Raw genomic sequence first — 13,071 nt, 5'->3', positions numbered from 1 at the left:
CCAGGACGGAACACCACTATGAGCATGATCGAGAAGGCGCGGGCCGCCGCGGACGCGCTCGCCGCCGCGGACGCGCCGAGCGCCGAGCAGCGCCGCCTCACCCCCGAGGCCGTCGCGGCGCTCGACGGGATCGGGGTGCTGCGCGCGCTCCAGCCCGCCCGCTGGGGCGGCGGCGAGGCCCACCTCGCCGAGTACGCCGAGACGGTGATCGAGATCGGCCGGGCGTCGGCGTCCGCCGGCTGGGTCGCCTCCGTCGTCGGCGTCCACCCGTGGCAGATCGCCCTGTTCCCCGAGGAGACGCAGGAGGAGGTCTGGGGCGCCGACCCGGCGCGGCGGATCGCCTCGTCCTACACCCCAACCGGCAAGATCGAGAAGGTGCCGGGCGGGTACCGGGTGTCGGGCCGCTGGAGCTTCTCCTCCGGCAGCGGCATCTGCTCTGGCGTCATCCTCGGCGGCATCGCCGGGACCCGCGAGGTGAACGGGACCGAGTACCCCGACTTCGTCTCCGTCATCCTCGACGAGGGCGACTACCGCATCGAGGAGACCTGGAACGTCGCGGGGCTGCGCGGCACCGGCTCCGACGACATCGTGGTGGACGGCGTCTTCGTCCCCGAGCACCGCGGCCAGTCGCACGTCTACTACACGCACGGCCTCGGCATCCCGCTGCCCGGCCAGGAGCGCAACGACGCCCCGCTGTACCGGACGCCGTGGGCGGTGACCTTCAACCTGATCATCGCGGCGGGGGCGCTCGGCGCCTGCCTCGGCTTCTACGACCAGTGGGTCACCGAGACGCGGGGCCGCCGCACCAACTACGGCCAACTGCTCCGCGAGGAGCCCGTCGTGCAGAACCACCTCGCCGAGGCCGCCTGGCAGCTCGACGCCGCCGTCCTGAAGGTGAAGCGGACCGCGTCCGAGCTGATGGAGGCCGCCGAGCGCGCCGAGGTGCCGTCGCTGGAGCAGCGCGCGTTCTGGCGGTGGGACGTCGCCCGGTCGGCGAACGCGGCGCTCGACACCGTCCAGGCGCTGATGCGGGTCTCGTCGGGCCGCTCCGCGTTCCTCGACCACCCGCTGCAGAAGAAGTTCCAGGACGCGGTCGCCGCCGGCAGCCACGCGTTCCTGTTCGACGACCCGCTCGCCAAGGCGTGGGGCGGCCGCCACCTCGGCGCCGAGAAGCTCGCGGCGGTCCACCTGTGATCACCTCTTCTGACGTCGCCGTCAAGGTTCGGGGCGGGGAGCTGACGTTCCGGCTGCACGAGACTGGCGAGCGCGGGCCCGAGGCCGTGCTGTTCCTGCACGGCTCCGGGCCAGGCGCGACCGGGCTGTCCAACTGGGAGCGGATCATCGCCGACCTCGGCGACCGGTTCTGGTGCCTCGCCCCCGACCAGATCGGCTTCGGCGACTCCTCGCACCCGCTCGACGCGCCGCGCGGCATGGGCCCGTTCAACGACCTGCGCGCCGAGGCGCTGCTGGCGCTGGTGGACGAACTGGGCCTGGAGAAGGTGCACCTGGTCGGCAACTCCATGGGCGGGCAGCTCGCCCTCCTGATGACGCTGGCCCGGCCCGCGCTCGTCGGCAAGATCCTGCTGATGGGCAGCGGCGGCGCGCCGGACATGCCGGTCAGCCCCGGCCTCAAGCACCTCCGCGAGTTCTACGCGAGCCCGAGCGCGGAGTCCCTCAAGGGGCTGCTCACCGAGTTCGTGTACGACCTGGAGCCCATGCGCGGCACCATCGACCGCGTCGTGGCGGAGCGGATGGCGTACGTGACCCGCGAGGACGTCCGCCGCTCCCACGAGGCGTCGTTCGACCCGAACGGGACGCGCCGCTTCTTCACACCCGAGGACCTCGCGGGCATCACCCACGACGTGCTGTGCGTGCACGGGCGCGACGACCGGATCATCCCGGTGGACGCGAGCAAGTACTTTGCCGACAAGCTCCCCAACGCCGACCTGTACGTCATCGGCCGGTGCGGCCACTGGACGCAGATCGAGCATCCCGAGACCTTCGAGAAGCTCCTGCTCGGGCTGATCGGCGGAGACATCTGATGCGCATCGCCAACCACGCGGGCCGGGCCGTGCTAGTCGTCTCCGACGACAAGGCCGCAGACATCGCGACCGCGTCCGCCGGACGCTTCGGCCCCGACCCGCAGAGCATCTACGACCGCTGGGACGACTTCACGGCCTGGGCGGCGACCGCCACCCCGGCACCGGACGTCGACCTCGACCGCATCCTGCTCGGCTCCCCGTCGCCCGCACCGTCCCAAGTGATCGCGATCGGGCTGAACTACGCCGACCACGCCGCCGAGACCGGCTTCGAGCCGCCGACAGACCTGCCGCCGGTCTTCACGAAGTTCGCGTCGTCCATCACCGGCCCCTACGGCGAGATCGGCCTGCCGGACGGCGGCCACACCGACTGGGAGGTCGAGGTCGTCGCGGTCATCGGCCGCCCGGCCCACCGGGTCTCCGCCGACCGGGCCTGGGACCACGTCGCCGGCCTCACGGTCGGCCAGGACCTCTCCGAGCGGATCCTGCAGTTCACCGGCGAGGCCCCGCAGTTCGGGTTCGCCAAGTCCTACCCGGGCTTCGCGCCGATCGGCCCCTGGCTCGTCACCCTCGACGAGATCCCGAACCGCGACGACCTCGCGCTCGGCTGCTCGATCGACGGCGAGACGGTGCAGGACGGCCGCACGTCCAAGCTGATCTTCTCGATCCCCCGCACGATCGCGAAGCTGTCGGAGGTGCTCACCCTCCGCCCCGGCGACGTCATCTTCACCGGCACCCCCGACGGCGTCGGCCTCGGCCGCACCCCCCAGCGCTTCCTGCGATCCGGAGAGACACTGCGCACCTGGGTGGACGGCATCGGCGAGATGCAACACACCTTCCGCTGACTCTCAGAGCCACTGCCGAAGAGCGGCTCTTGGCCGTCCCTCCACTCTCTCCGCGATCTGGGCGATGAGGGCGTCCGTGGTGGCCGCTTCCAGCAGGTGGCCCACCGGCGGGGTCGGCACGTAGGCCCACCACCGGCGTGTGTGGAGACCCCACCAACAGTGGACGCCGGGGAAGTGCTCCTCGATGTTCGCGATGGTGGACGGCCGCACGGTGTCGGCCGACTGGTGGGGCGAGCGGTGGAGCGGCGCGGCCGGTGCGCCCGGGGGGACGCTCACCGGACGCGCCGCTCTCACCTCCCCCCACGGGACCGCGCCGGGGGTCGCGGTCCCCTCCGGTGGCCGGCCCGCGTCGTGGTGCGGCCGTTCCATCACCGGAGTCCCTTGCGCGCGGCGGCCCGCTCGGCCTCAACGCGCAATGCCTTGCGAAGCGCGGCGGCGTCCGAGCAGATCACCGTCGGGTCGATCCCGGCGGACGGGTCGTGCAGGCTGGCCACCCAGTCACCCAGCCGCCCGTCCCAGCGCACCGCCCGCCAGATCCGGTGCCCCGTGAATTCATTGCGAAGACGATCAAGTTGTTGACCCTCAAGATCGTGTCGCCCATTCATGATCGCCTCCACTTCGTTGCGTTTTCCCAGGACAAGAATGAACAAGGCGAGTTATCTTCGCTACGTTCGTCCAGGAAAAACAACAACGGGGAGTGGACGGTGAGTGCCCGAGACTCGCTCGATCCAGCCGGTTCGCTATGGGACCTCATAGCGGTTCAGCTGCGGAGACACCGCGAAGAGCGCAAAATGTCCGGATCAAAGTTGGGGGAACTTCTCGATCTTGATAGGTCGAGTGTTTCGCGCCTTGAATCCGGCGGGATGAAGCTCCAACTCAAGCACGCGAAGATCCTCGACCGAGAGTGGGACACGGGCGGTTTGTTCACCTTTCTGGTGGGATTCGCCGTTACCGGACACGACACCGAATGGTTCAAAGCCCACGCCGAGATGGAGTTGCGCTCCTCGGAACTGAGGATCTGGGAACTGTCCTGGGTACCGGGCCTGTTCCAAACGGAGGACTACGCCCGAGCCATGTTCGAGGCCGCAGGACTGCTCGACGTCGACACCCACATCGCCCAACGGATGAAGCGCCAGGAGGTGTTCGGTCGGAGAACCTGCCCCATCATGCGAGTGTTCCTCGACGAGGGTGTCATCGATCAGCCGGTCGGCGGTCCTGGAATCATGCGTGCACAACTCGCCGCGATCCTGGAGCGGGCGCGGCATCCGAACATCACATTTCGGGTCGTCCCCAGGAGTGTGGGCGCGCACATAGGCCGAGATGGCTCCTTCAAGATCATGACCGTGGGCAACACCGTCGCCGCCTATACCGAGGCTTGCGGGGGTGGAAGACTGGCCATGGACCCGGAAGAGGTCCGCTCGTTCAGGCTGCGGTTCGACCGCATCAGCGATCGAGCGTTGCCGGTCGAGGCCTCGATCGAGCTGATCCAGCGAGTTATGGAGGGGCTCAAGTGACTCCCGTCTGGCGTAAGGCCAGCTACAGCGGAAGCGACCCCGCAAAGCAGAACTGCGTGGAGGTCGCGCAGCTCTGGCGCAAGTCCAGCCACAGTGGAAGTTCGTCCGGTCAGAGTGACTGCGTGGAGGTCGCGCAGCTCTGGCGCAAGTCCAGCCGGAGTGGCACGTCCGGTCATAGTGACTGTGTGGAGGTCGCGCAGCTCACTGCCAAGGTCGGTGTGCGTGATTCCAAGGCCCCCGAGGCTCCCCATCTGGTGTTCGACGTCGCCGACTGGCGCAGGTTCGCCGACCGGGTGAAGCGCGGGGAGCACGACCTGGCCTGACCTTCCCCCAGTGTTATGCGCGAGCACTCGTCCCGAAGCGGGCGAGTGCTCGTCTGCTGGAGCATGCCCGTGGCCTGCTGATCGATCCGGGGCAGGTGCCAATCACCTGAAAGTGTGGAGACTGGTTATTCTCCGTACACCAGCACGTGCGTGACCCCGCAAGGCTGGCAGCGAAGCGGCTGGCTCTGCACGCGCCGCATCCGGCCCGCTTGCCCGGCCAAGCGGGCCGGTGTGCTGGCCGAGCAACAGGTGCCGGGTCCTCATGCGGTGGCGAGTAGTTCGGTCTCCGCCGCGCCGGCGTCGCCTTCCCCGACGATGACCCGGAATCGCAAGCCGAGGGCGTGTCCGAGCCGGTTGAGAACGGCCAGGGTCGGAACGCCTCCACCGCCGGATTCGATGCGGGATACGGCGGGCTGACGCATCCCGGCGCGGCGGGCCAGTTCGGTTTGGGACATGCCCAGCTCGGTGCGCCGGGCATAGATGGCGCGGCCGAGGGCGAGCGCCAGGTGCGCCTCCTCGTGGGCGAGCCGGTACTCGTCGGTGTCTCGCTTGGCGGCCAGGCCAGGATGATCCGCGAGAAGAACGTGCGGGCTGGTCCGCTGGCTGCTCATGGCCCCTCCGGGGTCTCGATGATGCTGATGATCTGGTCGGTGTCGTGTTCGGCTTCGCAGACCTTCTGCGCTTGTTTGGCCCGTGTCACCTGAGCGTGCTCGGCGTCGCGGGTCTTGCGGAACACCGTCAACAGCACGATCCGGTCGTGCCCGGGGAACCAGTAGGTGATCCGGATGTCCTTGGGGTGGAGATTGATCCGCAGCTCCCACACGCGGTCGCCGAGAGGTCGGGACAGGGGCATGCCGAGGCCGGTGCCTTCCATCGCGAGCAAGCCGCACACGGCGTCCACCCGCGCCAGCTGAACGGGCGTGAGCGACACGAGCCAGTCGACGACTTCCGCCTCGTCTGGATCTCGAACAACCCCATGCATCTCATGTTATAACGAGTGTGCCCCTCAAGACCTGGCCGACCACGCGGATTGAGTTCGACGATGGGCCGTCCTGCCAGCCGACCGAGATGAGTCCGTTGACTGATCGGCTTGGTACAAGCAGGCCATCCCCCATGCTGACCGGAAACTAACGATGGACGCTGGCGGGAGCGGGGCCCTGGCCGGTGGCTGGATCAGGGTCTGCTTCTGCGTGTCCGGGTTCAGGCGGCGGCGAGAGAGACTGAGAAGCCGAGTGACCGTCCCCCCGTGTTGTGGGCGAGCCCTCGTCCCCAAGCGGGCGAGCGCTCGCGCCTTGTCAGAAGAGGTCACAGAAGTCGGGGCGTTGGCGCATCTGGTCTGCGGTCTCTTCCAGGATGATCTGGCCGGGTCGCCGGCTTCGCCCGCCGGGTCGTACCTCCGGGGGAAGGGATCGGCCCGTGAGGGGGATCTCGGCGGGTGGTGCCCGATCGGAGCATGGGGATCGGCCGTGCCGCTCGGGCCCGTCCGCCGACCGAACGGAGTCTCTCCATGCCCATGCCCAGGATGCTCAAGATCGCCGCCGTGATCGGGGCCGCCGCCCTCGTCACGGCCGCACCGGTCGCGGCGGAGGCGACCTCCCCGGCAGCACCGGAGGCCGCGGCCGCGCGCGTGTCCGGGGCCGCGCAGATCCGCCTCACGTACTGGCCCGACCAGGACATCCGGACCTTCACCTTCGACGCCCGCGCCGTCCCCTATTCGAAGCCCGTGCCGGGTGCCCCCGGCGGGCTGCCCACCGACGCCCGCGGGACCGTGAAGATCTCCCACCACTCTCCGACCGAGGGCTGGACCGTCCGGTCGGAGGCCAGGGTCGACTGCCTGCTGACCAGCCCCGGCAACGCCACCCTCACCGCGGTCGTCACGAAGGCCGACGAGCCGATCAAGGACCAGATCGGCAAGCGGCTCGGCTTCAGCGTCCACGACGGCGGTCCCGGCGGCAGGCATGACCGCATGGGGTTCTCCTGGTCGGTGGTCAACGGCGTCGAGAACGGGCAGGGCGGCTGGGAGGAGGGCAAGGTCGGCACCTGCATGGGCCCCGCGGCCTTCGCGCCCGTCACCAAGGGCAACTACACCGTCAGGCATGCCGACCTCCTGCCGGCTCCGACGGACTGACCACCGGCCGGGCCGCCGGGCGCGGCGTTAGAAGAGGTCCCAGAAGTCGGTGCGTTGGCGCATCTGGTCTGCGGTCTCCTCCAGGATGATCTGGCCGGAGCGCATGACGTAGGTGCGGTCGGCGATTTGGAGGGCCTGCTTGACGTTCTGCTCCAGCAGCAGGATGCCCAGGCCCTCGTCGTCGGCCAAGGCGCGGAGCCGTCCGAAGATGGTCTCCACGACGGACGGGGCCAGGCCGAGGGACGGCTCGTCCAGGAGGAGCAGCTTGGGGCGGGCCATGAGCGCCATGCCCAGGCTGACCATGCGCTGCTGCCCGCCCGACATCGAGCCCGCAGGCTGCTTCGCGCGCTCGTCCAGGATCGGGAACAGCTCCTTCACGGTCGCGAGCCGCTCGGCGGTGCCGGTGCCGGACGGGGCGTTGGCGGCGCCCAGCAGCAGGTTGTCGTGTACGGACAGGTCGGGGAAGACGAACCGCTCCGAGGGGATCATCGCCGCGCCCGCCGCCACGGCGGCGCGCACCGGGCGGCGCGCGGTGTCGCGGCCCGCGATCTGGATCGTTCCGGCGCGCGGGCGGACCGCCCCGAGCACGGCTCGGATCGTGGTCGTCTTCCCCGCGCCGTTGTGGCCCATCAGGGTCACGATCTCGCCCGCGTCGACACGGAGGCCGACGCCGTGGAGCACCTCCTTGCGGCCGTAGCCCGCCACCAGGCCGCTCACATCGAGCAGAGTCATGCGTCCTCCCTCACTGGGCGCCGAAGTACGCCTCGGCGAGGCGGGCCGAGCCGGTCAGCTCGGCGAGCGTGCCCGACGCGGTGATCTCGCCGAGCTCCATGAAGTAGGTGTGGTCGGAGAGTTCGCGCACCACGTCGAGGTTGTGCTCGACCAGGCAGACGGTGCGGCCCTCGTCGCGGACGGCGGCGACCATCGTGAGCATGGTGTCCACCCAGGTCGCGTCGACGCCGGACGCCGGTTCGTCCAGTAGGAGGACGTCAGCCTTCGTGGCCAAGGCTCGGGCCAGGGAGACCAGCTTCGACTGGCCGTAGGACAGGGCGTCGGCGGGCGTCGCGGCCTGGTCGGCCATGCCTACGAAGTCGAGCCACTGCATCGCCTGCGCGGAGACCTCGCGGTCCGCGCGGGAGACGCCGCGGCCGGGGACGAACAGCCGCGCGGCCCGCTCCCCCGGCTGCCCGGGGACGGCGAGCATGACGTTCTCCAGGCAGGTGAGCCGGCCGAGCAGCCGGACGTCCTGGAAGGTGCGGGCCAGCCCGGCGCGGACGACGCGGTCCGGGCGCATCCCGACCAGCTCCGCGCCGTTCAGCGTCACCGACCCGGTGTCCGGGACGACGGTGCCGGTGAGCAGGTTGAACGCGGTCGTCTTGCCGGCGCCGTTCGGGCCGACGAGCGCCGTGATCGTGCCGCGCCGCAGCTCCAGGCCGATGTCCTTGGCGGCGGTGATGCCGCCGAAGCGCTTGGACAGGCCCTCCGCCCGCAGCACCACCTCGGCGTCGGCGTAGGGGGTGCGGTCGGCCGACCGCTCGGGACGCGGCGACACCTCCGCGCGCGCAGCGGCCCCGGCGGCGGGCACGGCGGCGTGCCGGGAGCGCTCCGGGAACAGCCCCTGCGGCCGGACGATCATGACGAGCACCAGCAGCGCCCCGTACAGCACCACCTGGAGCAGCGCCGCCTGCGTGCTCTCCACCCCGAGGACCTCGCGCAGCACCGGCTCGATCATCGTGAGCGCGACGCCCGCCACGACCGAGCCGGCCAGGTTGGCGTTGCCGCCGACGATCACCATCGCGAAGACCGCCATGGCGAGCGGGAAGCCGAACGCCGACGGGGTCGCCTGGCCGAGCCAGCCAGAGTAGAAGCCGCCGATCAGCCCGGTCAGCCCGCTGGTGACCGCGAAGATGCCGATCTTGTAGCCGAAGGTGTTCTTGCCGAGCGCCCGGGTCGCCACCGCGTCCTCCCGGATGCCCTTGAGCACCCGGCCGTACGGCGACTCGCCGAGGCGGCGGCAGACGGCGAAGACCAGGACCAGGACCACCGCCGACGGGACCAGCCAGTCGGACGGCCCGTCCAGTTCCAGGCCGAACAGCCGCAGCCCCTCGACGCCGGTGATGCCCATGGCGCCGCCGAGCGCGTCGAAGGTGGCGAAGACGCCGATGATGCCGAGCGAGAACGCCAGCGTCATCAGGATGAGGAACTCCTCGGCGAGACCGAGCGCGATCACCCCGATCAGCACGCCGAACGCGGTCGCGACCAGCACGGCGACGGCGAGCGAGGCGAGGTAGGGCCAGCCGTGCTCGCCCGCGAGGAAGCAGACGGTGTAGCCGCCGACGCCCGCGAACGCGGCGTGCGCGACCGACACCTGCCCGGCGTAGCCGACGAGCAGGTTGACGCTGACGGCGAGCGCCGCGAGCAGCAGCGCCTGGTCCAAATAGTTGATCCACATGGCGTCAGGCCTTCCGCAACGACACGAGGGGGAGGCGGCTCCTCCCGGCGAGGAACGCGAGGTAGCCGGTGAGGACGATGAACACGGCGGTCTGCGTCCACTGGAGCGACAGCCAGTTCGACGCCCACTGCTCCAGCAGCCCGAGCCCGATGCCGATCGGCAGCGCGCGCAGCGGCGACGCGCGGGTCCCGGCGAGGAACGCGACGACGAAGCCGTAGATGACCGTCGTGTCGCCCATGGTCGGCTGGACGGTGTAGAGCAGCCCGTACCAGAGCGCGCAGGCGCCGGAGATGAGGCCCGCGACGGCGAAGCAGACGAGGTTGACCCGGCGGACGCCGATGCCGAGCACGGCGGCGAGGCCCGGGTTGCTGCGCACCGCCTTGATGGAGCGTCCGAGCGGCGTGAACGCCAGGAACGCGGCGAGCGCGGCGACGAGGACGAGGCAGGTGGCGACCTGCCCGAGGTCGAAGGTGGAGATCTGCACCCGTCCGAACTCGTGCCGCACCGCCTCGGGGCCGTAGAACGGCAGGCTGCTCGTCCCGAACTTGAGCTGGAGCAGCGCGATGCCCGCGGTGCTGACGCCGATCGACGTGACGAGCACGGCGAGCATGGCGCGGTCGGCGGCGCGGCGCGCGACGGGCTCGTACACGCCGAGTTCCAGCAGCACGCTGACCGCGACCGCCGCGGCGAGCCCGATGAGCGCGGACGGCCAGAAGGGAACGCCGAGCCCGTCCATGGCCCAGAAGGCGGCGTAGGGCGCCACCGTGTAGGTGAGCGCGTAGGCGAAGTGGAAGCGGGTCGTGACGCCGATGACGAGGGCGAGCCCCGCGCCGAGCGCCGCGTAGAAGGCACCGCGGACGAGCCCGTTGACGGTCAGCTGCCAGAGTTCTGAGTCCAGCAGGTCATGCATGGAGCCTCCGGAGACGAGGAGGAGGGGCGGCCCGCGGCGGGGCCGCCCCGGAGGAAGCCGTCAGCGGGCGAGGCGGAAGTCCCCGCCGCCCACGTCGTAGGTGGCGAGCGGCGCGACCTTGCCGTCCTTGTACTCGAAGACGCCCATCGGCCGCTTGGCGACGCCGTGCGTCTTCAGGTCGATCTCCAAGGCGCCGACGGTCGCGGTGTCGCCGCCGTAGACGGAGGCGAACTTCGGGTCCTTCTCCAGCGCGGCCTTGAGCGCGGCGCTGTCGTCCGGCTTCCCGCCCTCGGCGATGACGCGCCTGATGAGGTCCCAGACCATCAGGGTCTCCTCGTAGGCGTTGGCCGCGTAGAAGTCGGCGGGCTCGCCGTACGCCTTCTCGTACGCCTCGGCGAACAGCTTGGCCAGCGGGTTCGACGGCTTGGACGCGTCGAAGTAGTCCATGGCGAACTTGAAGCCCTCGCGGTCGAGGACGCCCTTGGACGCCTTGACCGCCTCCTGCGTGAACTCGATGCCGAGCAGCTCGCTCTTCACGCCGGCGCTCTTGGCCTGGGCGGCGAACGCACCGGGCGCCGCGCCGCCGAAGGCGACCCAGAGCAGGTCCGGCTCGTTCTTCTTCACCTTCGCGATCATGCTGGCGTAGTCCTGGGAGCTGGGCGAGAGCGTCTCCCAGAGGCCGTTGTAGGTGAGGCCCGCGGCCTCGATCTTGGCCTTCATGTCGGCCTGGATGGCCGCGTTCAGCGGGCCGAGGTCGACGCCGACCAGGCCGACCGTCCGCCCCTGCGGGTGGGCCCGCTTGAACCACTCCAGGGCGCCGGGCGCCGCGTCGGACGGCGCGACCTCGCGCGTCCCGTAGAAGTACTGCGTGCCCTTGGTGAAGACCTGGGCGCCGCCGACGCCGTCCAGGCTGAGGATCTTGCTCTTGTCGGTGTCGGCGAGCATCGCGCCGAGGCCGTCCCCCATCGAGGTGATCTTGGCCGGGACGCCCTCGGCCGCCAGCTCCGACGCGGCCTGCTTGGCGGCGACGGGGTCGGGGCCCTTGATGTCCTTGACGCTCAGCTCGATCGCCGGCCCGCCGGCCGCCTTGATCTGCTCGACAGCGAGCTCCATGGCGTTGCGCATCGACTCGCCGTTGCTCGCGGACGGCCCGGACAGGGTGAGCGCGGCGCCGAGCTTGAAGGTGACCTTGCCGCCGAGGTCCGCGCCGTCCTCGACGCCGAGCAGCTTCACGAGGTCGGCGGCCTGGGTCTTGGCGTCGGCGGCGCTGACGCCAGCGTCGCCGGAGCCGCAGGCGGTGAGGGACGCGGCCGCGGTCAGCGCGGCCAGGACGGGGGCGAGCAGCCGCCGACGGCGGGGAGCTCTGCGTGAGGTGGGCATTGTCTACTCCAGGTCACCGATCTCCGCCCGTATCGATCACTACACTGATTGGAGCGATCACTACAGGGACGTGCGGTGACCGTACCCGTGATGTGATGGTCGACACAACCCCCCACCGCGGTCGGGTTTCCGATGATCAGAGGGGAGATGATTGCCGGATGCGGAAAACGGCGCGCCGCCACCAGCAGGGCGAGGAGTCCAGGCTGCGGATCCTGGAGGCCACCCTCGCCATCGCCGCCGAACGCGGCTACGACGGCACCTCGATCGCCCTGGTCACCGAGGCCACCGGGCTGCCGGCCAGCTCGGTCTACTGGCACTTCCGCAACAAGGACGAACTGCTCGCCGAGACCCTGGAGTTCAGCTACCGGCGCTGGCGCGACACCGCGCCCACCTGGCAGGAGCGCGTCGCGGTCTCCGACCCGGCCGAGGAGATCCGCGACCGGCTGCACCGGGCGTCGCGGGCGATCACCGACCGCCCGGAGTTCTGGCGGCTCGGGCTGATGCTCGGCCTCGCGAACCGTCCGAAGGAGCCGTCCGCGCGGCGCCGCTACATCGAGGTGCGCGGCGAGACCCGCACCGCCATCCGGGACTGGTGGGAGCAGGTGCTCCCGGCCGGCGACCCGGACCGGGCGCGGGAGGTCGCCGAGCGGATGGCCCGCTTCCACCTCGCCGTGATGGACGGCCTGTACGTCGGCGTCCACTCGGGCCGCGGCTGGAACCTGGAGCGGATGGTGGACCTGATCGCCGACGGCGTGCACGCGCAGGCCCTCGCCTGGCTCGGCGAGGCGGCGTGACCGCGATGCCGACGACGCGTTCCGCCGACGACCGGGAGCTGTCCCGGGTCCGCATCCTCAAGGCCGCCGCCGAGATCGCCTCCGAGTGCGGCTACGAGGGCACCACGATCTCGCGGGTCACCAGGCGGTCCGGCCTGCCGGCCAGCTCGGTGTACTGGTTCTACCGCGACAAGGACCACCTCATGGCCGAGGTGATCCGGCACAGCTTCGAGCAGTGGATCGCCGCCCAGCCGCGCTGGGAGCGCGACCCCCGCGACGAGCGCCCGCTGGCCGAGAGCCTGCGCGCGATCCTGTCCCGCTCGGTGCGCTCGCTGCGCGACGCCCCGGACTTCCTGCGCATCGGGCACATGCTGCTGCTGGAGTCCCGCGAGGTCGAGGCGGAGGCCCGCCGGTACTTCCTCGCCACCCGCGACTCGGTCGCGAGCAGCATCGCGGCCTGGTTCACCTCGTACTTCGACACCGAGCTGCAGGCCCGCCGCCCCGAGCTGGCGATGGACCTCGCCCGCATCGTGATGGCCGCCACCGACGGCCTCTTCCTGGCCCACCAGATCCACGACGACTGGGACCCCGACGACTTCGTCGCGATCACCGTCGCCGTGGTCGAGCGGGCCGTCGCCGGCTGAGCACCGGAACGTCACGCTTGTCAGGCCGGGGTCCCGGATGGCATTCTCTGTAGCGATCGCTAC

16 protein-coding genes are annotated in these 13,071 nt (G+C 70.6%); 8 read left to right on the top strand and 8 right to left on the bottom strand.

Features of this window, described 5'->3' with window-relative positions; genetic code table 11:
* The first annotated feature begins 18 nt into the window (after window positions 1–18).
* The 3 genes from ACGFI1_RS18800 to ACGFI1_RS18790 are packed head-to-tail and all read left to right on the top strand — an operon-like array spanning window position 19 to window position 2,884.
* Window positions 19–1,194, top strand: coding sequence for an acyl-CoA dehydrogenase family protein (locus ACGFI1_RS18800; protein ID WP_392786643.1), 1,176 nt, complete (start codon window positions 19–21; stop codon window positions 1,192–1,194).
* The gene (locus ACGFI1_RS18795; RefSeq protein WP_392786641.1) at window positions 1,191–2,042 is read left to right on the top strand and encodes an alpha/beta fold hydrolase; all 852 of its coding nucleotides are present in this window, start codon (window positions 1,191–1,193) and stop codon (window positions 2,040–2,042) included. The genes ACGFI1_RS18800 and ACGFI1_RS18795 overlap by 4 nt, the downstream gene beginning before the upstream one ends.
* Complete coding sequence (locus ACGFI1_RS18790; protein WP_392786639.1) at window positions 2,042–2,884, top strand: fumarylacetoacetate hydrolase family protein; 843 nt, start codon at window positions 2,042–2,044, stop codon at window positions 2,882–2,884. Before ACGFI1_RS18795 ends, ACGFI1_RS18790 begins: the two co-directional genes overlap by 1 nt.
* Before the next feature lie 3 nt (window positions 2,885–2,887).
* On the opposite strand, the gene ACGFI1_RS18785 is transcribed toward ACGFI1_RS18790, so the two are convergent.
* Together ACGFI1_RS18785 and ACGFI1_RS18780 are read right to left on the bottom strand one after the other, a co-directional pair.
* A complete protein-coding gene (locus tag ACGFI1_RS18785) occupies window positions 2,888–3,160 on the bottom strand; it encodes a hypothetical protein (RefSeq protein ID WP_392786637.1) in 273 nt (90 codons plus the stop codon).
* A gap of 92 nt (window positions 3,161–3,252) precedes the next feature.
* Window positions 3,253–3,534: a hypothetical protein gene (locus tag ACGFI1_RS18780; RefSeq protein ID WP_392786635.1), complete on the bottom strand. Its 282-nt coding sequence runs from the start codon at window positions 3,532–3,534 to the stop codon at window positions 3,253–3,255.
* A 213-nt stretch (window positions 3,535–3,747) separates the two neighbouring features.
* Between ACGFI1_RS18780 and ACGFI1_RS18775 the strand changes: the two genes are divergently transcribed.
* Complete coding sequence (locus ACGFI1_RS18775; protein ID WP_392786633.1) at window positions 3,748–4,398, top strand: DUF5753 domain-containing protein; 651 nt, start codon at window positions 3,748–3,750, stop codon at window positions 4,396–4,398.
* Window positions 4,395–4,721, top strand: coding sequence for a DUF397 domain-containing protein (locus ACGFI1_RS18770; RefSeq protein WP_392786631.1), 327 nt, complete (start codon window positions 4,395–4,397; stop codon window positions 4,719–4,721). Before ACGFI1_RS18775 ends, ACGFI1_RS18770 begins: the two co-directional genes overlap by 4 nt.
* A gap of 260 nt (window positions 4,722–4,981) precedes the next feature.
* Here ACGFI1_RS18770 and ACGFI1_RS18765 read toward each other — a convergent pair whose 3' ends face one another.
* Both ACGFI1_RS18765 and ACGFI1_RS18760 read right to left on the bottom strand, forming a co-directional pair.
* Window positions 4,982–5,332, bottom strand: coding sequence for a helix-turn-helix domain-containing protein (locus ACGFI1_RS18765; RefSeq protein WP_138642108.1), 351 nt, complete (start codon window positions 5,330–5,332; stop codon window positions 4,982–4,984).
* Window positions 5,329–5,703 carry a type II toxin-antitoxin system RelE/ParE family toxin gene (locus tag ACGFI1_RS18760; RefSeq protein WP_392786630.1) on the bottom strand — a complete coding sequence of 125 codons (375 nt, stop codon included), beginning with the start codon at window positions 5,701–5,703 and terminating at the stop codon, window positions 5,329–5,331. Before ACGFI1_RS18760 ends, ACGFI1_RS18765 begins: the two co-directional genes overlap by 4 nt.
* Window positions 5,704–6,228: 525 nt before the next feature.
* Here ACGFI1_RS18760 and ACGFI1_RS18755 point away from each other — a divergent pair.
* On the top strand, window positions 6,229–6,849 hold the full coding sequence (locus ACGFI1_RS18755) for a hypothetical protein (protein WP_392786629.1): 621 nt from the start codon (window positions 6,229–6,231) through the stop codon (window positions 6,847–6,849).
* Window positions 6,850–6,876: 27 nt separating this feature from the next.
* Here ACGFI1_RS18755 and ACGFI1_RS18750 read toward each other — a convergent pair whose 3' ends face one another.
* Genes ACGFI1_RS18750 through ACGFI1_RS18735 form a run of 4 tightly spaced genes read right to left on the bottom strand, consistent with a single transcriptional unit; the run spans window position 6,877 to window position 11,591 of the window.
* Entirely contained in the window at window positions 6,877–7,581 is a 705-nt protein-coding gene (locus ACGFI1_RS18750; protein ID WP_392786628.1) for an ABC transporter ATP-binding protein, read from the bottom strand.
* A gap of 10 nt (window positions 7,582–7,591) precedes the next feature.
* Window positions 7,592–9,301, bottom strand: a complete 1,710-nt coding sequence (locus ACGFI1_RS18745) for a branched-chain amino acid ABC transporter ATP-binding protein/permease (protein ID WP_392786626.1) — start codon at window positions 9,299–9,301, stop codon at window positions 7,592–7,594.
* Window positions 9,302–9,305: 4 nt separating this feature from the next.
* A complete protein-coding gene (locus ACGFI1_RS18740) occupies window positions 9,306–10,211 on the bottom strand; it encodes a branched-chain amino acid ABC transporter permease (RefSeq protein ID WP_138641120.1) in 906 nt (301 codons plus the stop codon).
* Window positions 10,212–10,271: 60 nt separating this feature from the next.
* On the bottom strand, window positions 10,272–11,591 hold the full coding sequence (locus ACGFI1_RS18735; RefSeq protein WP_392786623.1) for an ABC transporter substrate-binding protein: 1,320 nt from the start codon (window positions 11,589–11,591) through the stop codon (window positions 10,272–10,274).
* 158 nt (window positions 11,592–11,749) lie between these two features.
* On the opposite strand from ACGFI1_RS18735, the gene ACGFI1_RS18730 reads away from it, so the two are divergent.
* Both ACGFI1_RS18730 and ACGFI1_RS18725 read left to right on the top strand, forming a co-directional pair.
* Complete coding sequence (locus tag ACGFI1_RS18730; protein WP_138641122.1) at window positions 11,750–12,385, top strand: TetR/AcrR family transcriptional regulator; 636 nt, start codon at window positions 11,750–11,752, stop codon at window positions 12,383–12,385.
* A gap of 5 nt (window positions 12,386–12,390) precedes the next feature.
* Window positions 12,391–13,008: a TetR/AcrR family transcriptional regulator gene (locus tag ACGFI1_RS18725; RefSeq protein WP_386870884.1), complete on the top strand. Its 618-nt coding sequence runs from the start codon at window positions 12,391–12,393 to the stop codon at window positions 13,006–13,008.
* Window positions 13,009–13,071: the final 63 nt, after the last annotated feature.

The sequence above is a fragment of the Actinomadura geliboluensis genome (assembly GCF_043197915.1).
Lineage (GTDB): Bacteria > Actinomycetota > Actinomycetes > Streptosporangiales > Streptosporangiaceae > Spirillospora > Spirillospora geliboluensis.
This window is presented reverse-complemented; position numbering and strand designations above follow the sequence as displayed.

What these genes read in the sequence shown, in the direction of transcription:
- ACGFI1_RS18745 (WP_392786626.1), bottom strand. Translation starts at nt 9,301, where the DNA reads ATGTGGATCAACTATTTGGACCAGGCGCTGCTGCTCGCGGCGCTCGCC.
- ACGFI1_RS18730 (WP_138641122.1), top strand. Translation starts at nt 11,750, where the DNA reads ATGCGGAAAACGGCGCGCCGCCACCAGCAGGGCGAGGAGTCCAGGCTG.
- ACGFI1_RS18725 (WP_386870884.1), top strand. Translation starts at nt 12,391, where the DNA reads ATGCCGACGACGCGTTCCGCCGACGACCGGGAGCTGTCCCGGGTCCGC.
- ACGFI1_RS18790 (WP_392786639.1), top strand. Translation starts at nt 2,042, where the DNA reads ATGCGCATCGCCAACCACGCGGGCCGGGCCGTGCTAGTCGTCTCCGAC.
- ACGFI1_RS18755 (WP_392786629.1), top strand. Translation starts at nt 6,229, where the DNA reads ATGCCCATGCCCAGGATGCTCAAGATCGCCGCCGTGATCGGGGCCGCC.
- ACGFI1_RS18760 (WP_392786630.1), bottom strand. Translation starts at nt 5,703, where the DNA reads ATGCATGGGGTTGTTCGAGATCCAGACGAGGCGGAAGTCGTCGACTGG.
- ACGFI1_RS18735 (WP_392786623.1), bottom strand. Translation starts at nt 11,591, where the DNA reads ATGCCCACCTCACGCAGAGCTCCCCGCCGTCGGCGGCTGCTCGCCCCC.
- ACGFI1_RS18750 (WP_392786628.1), bottom strand. Translation starts at nt 7,581, where the DNA reads ATGACTCTGCTCGATGTGAGCGGCCTGGTGGCGGGCTACGGCCGCAAG.
- ACGFI1_RS18775 (WP_392786633.1), top strand. Translation starts at nt 3,748, where the DNA reads ATGAAGCTCCAACTCAAGCACGCGAAGATCCTCGACCGAGAGTGGGAC.
- ACGFI1_RS18800 (WP_392786643.1), top strand. Translation starts at nt 19, where the DNA reads ATGAGCATGATCGAGAAGGCGCGGGCCGCCGCGGACGCGCTCGCCGCC.
- ACGFI1_RS18765 (WP_138642108.1), bottom strand. Translation starts at nt 5,332, where the DNA reads ATGAGCAGCCAGCGGACCAGCCCGCACGTTCTTCTCGCGGATCATCCT.
- ACGFI1_RS18740 (WP_138641120.1), bottom strand. Translation starts at nt 10,211, where the DNA reads ATGCATGACCTGCTGGACTCAGAACTCTGGCAGCTGACCGTCAACGGG.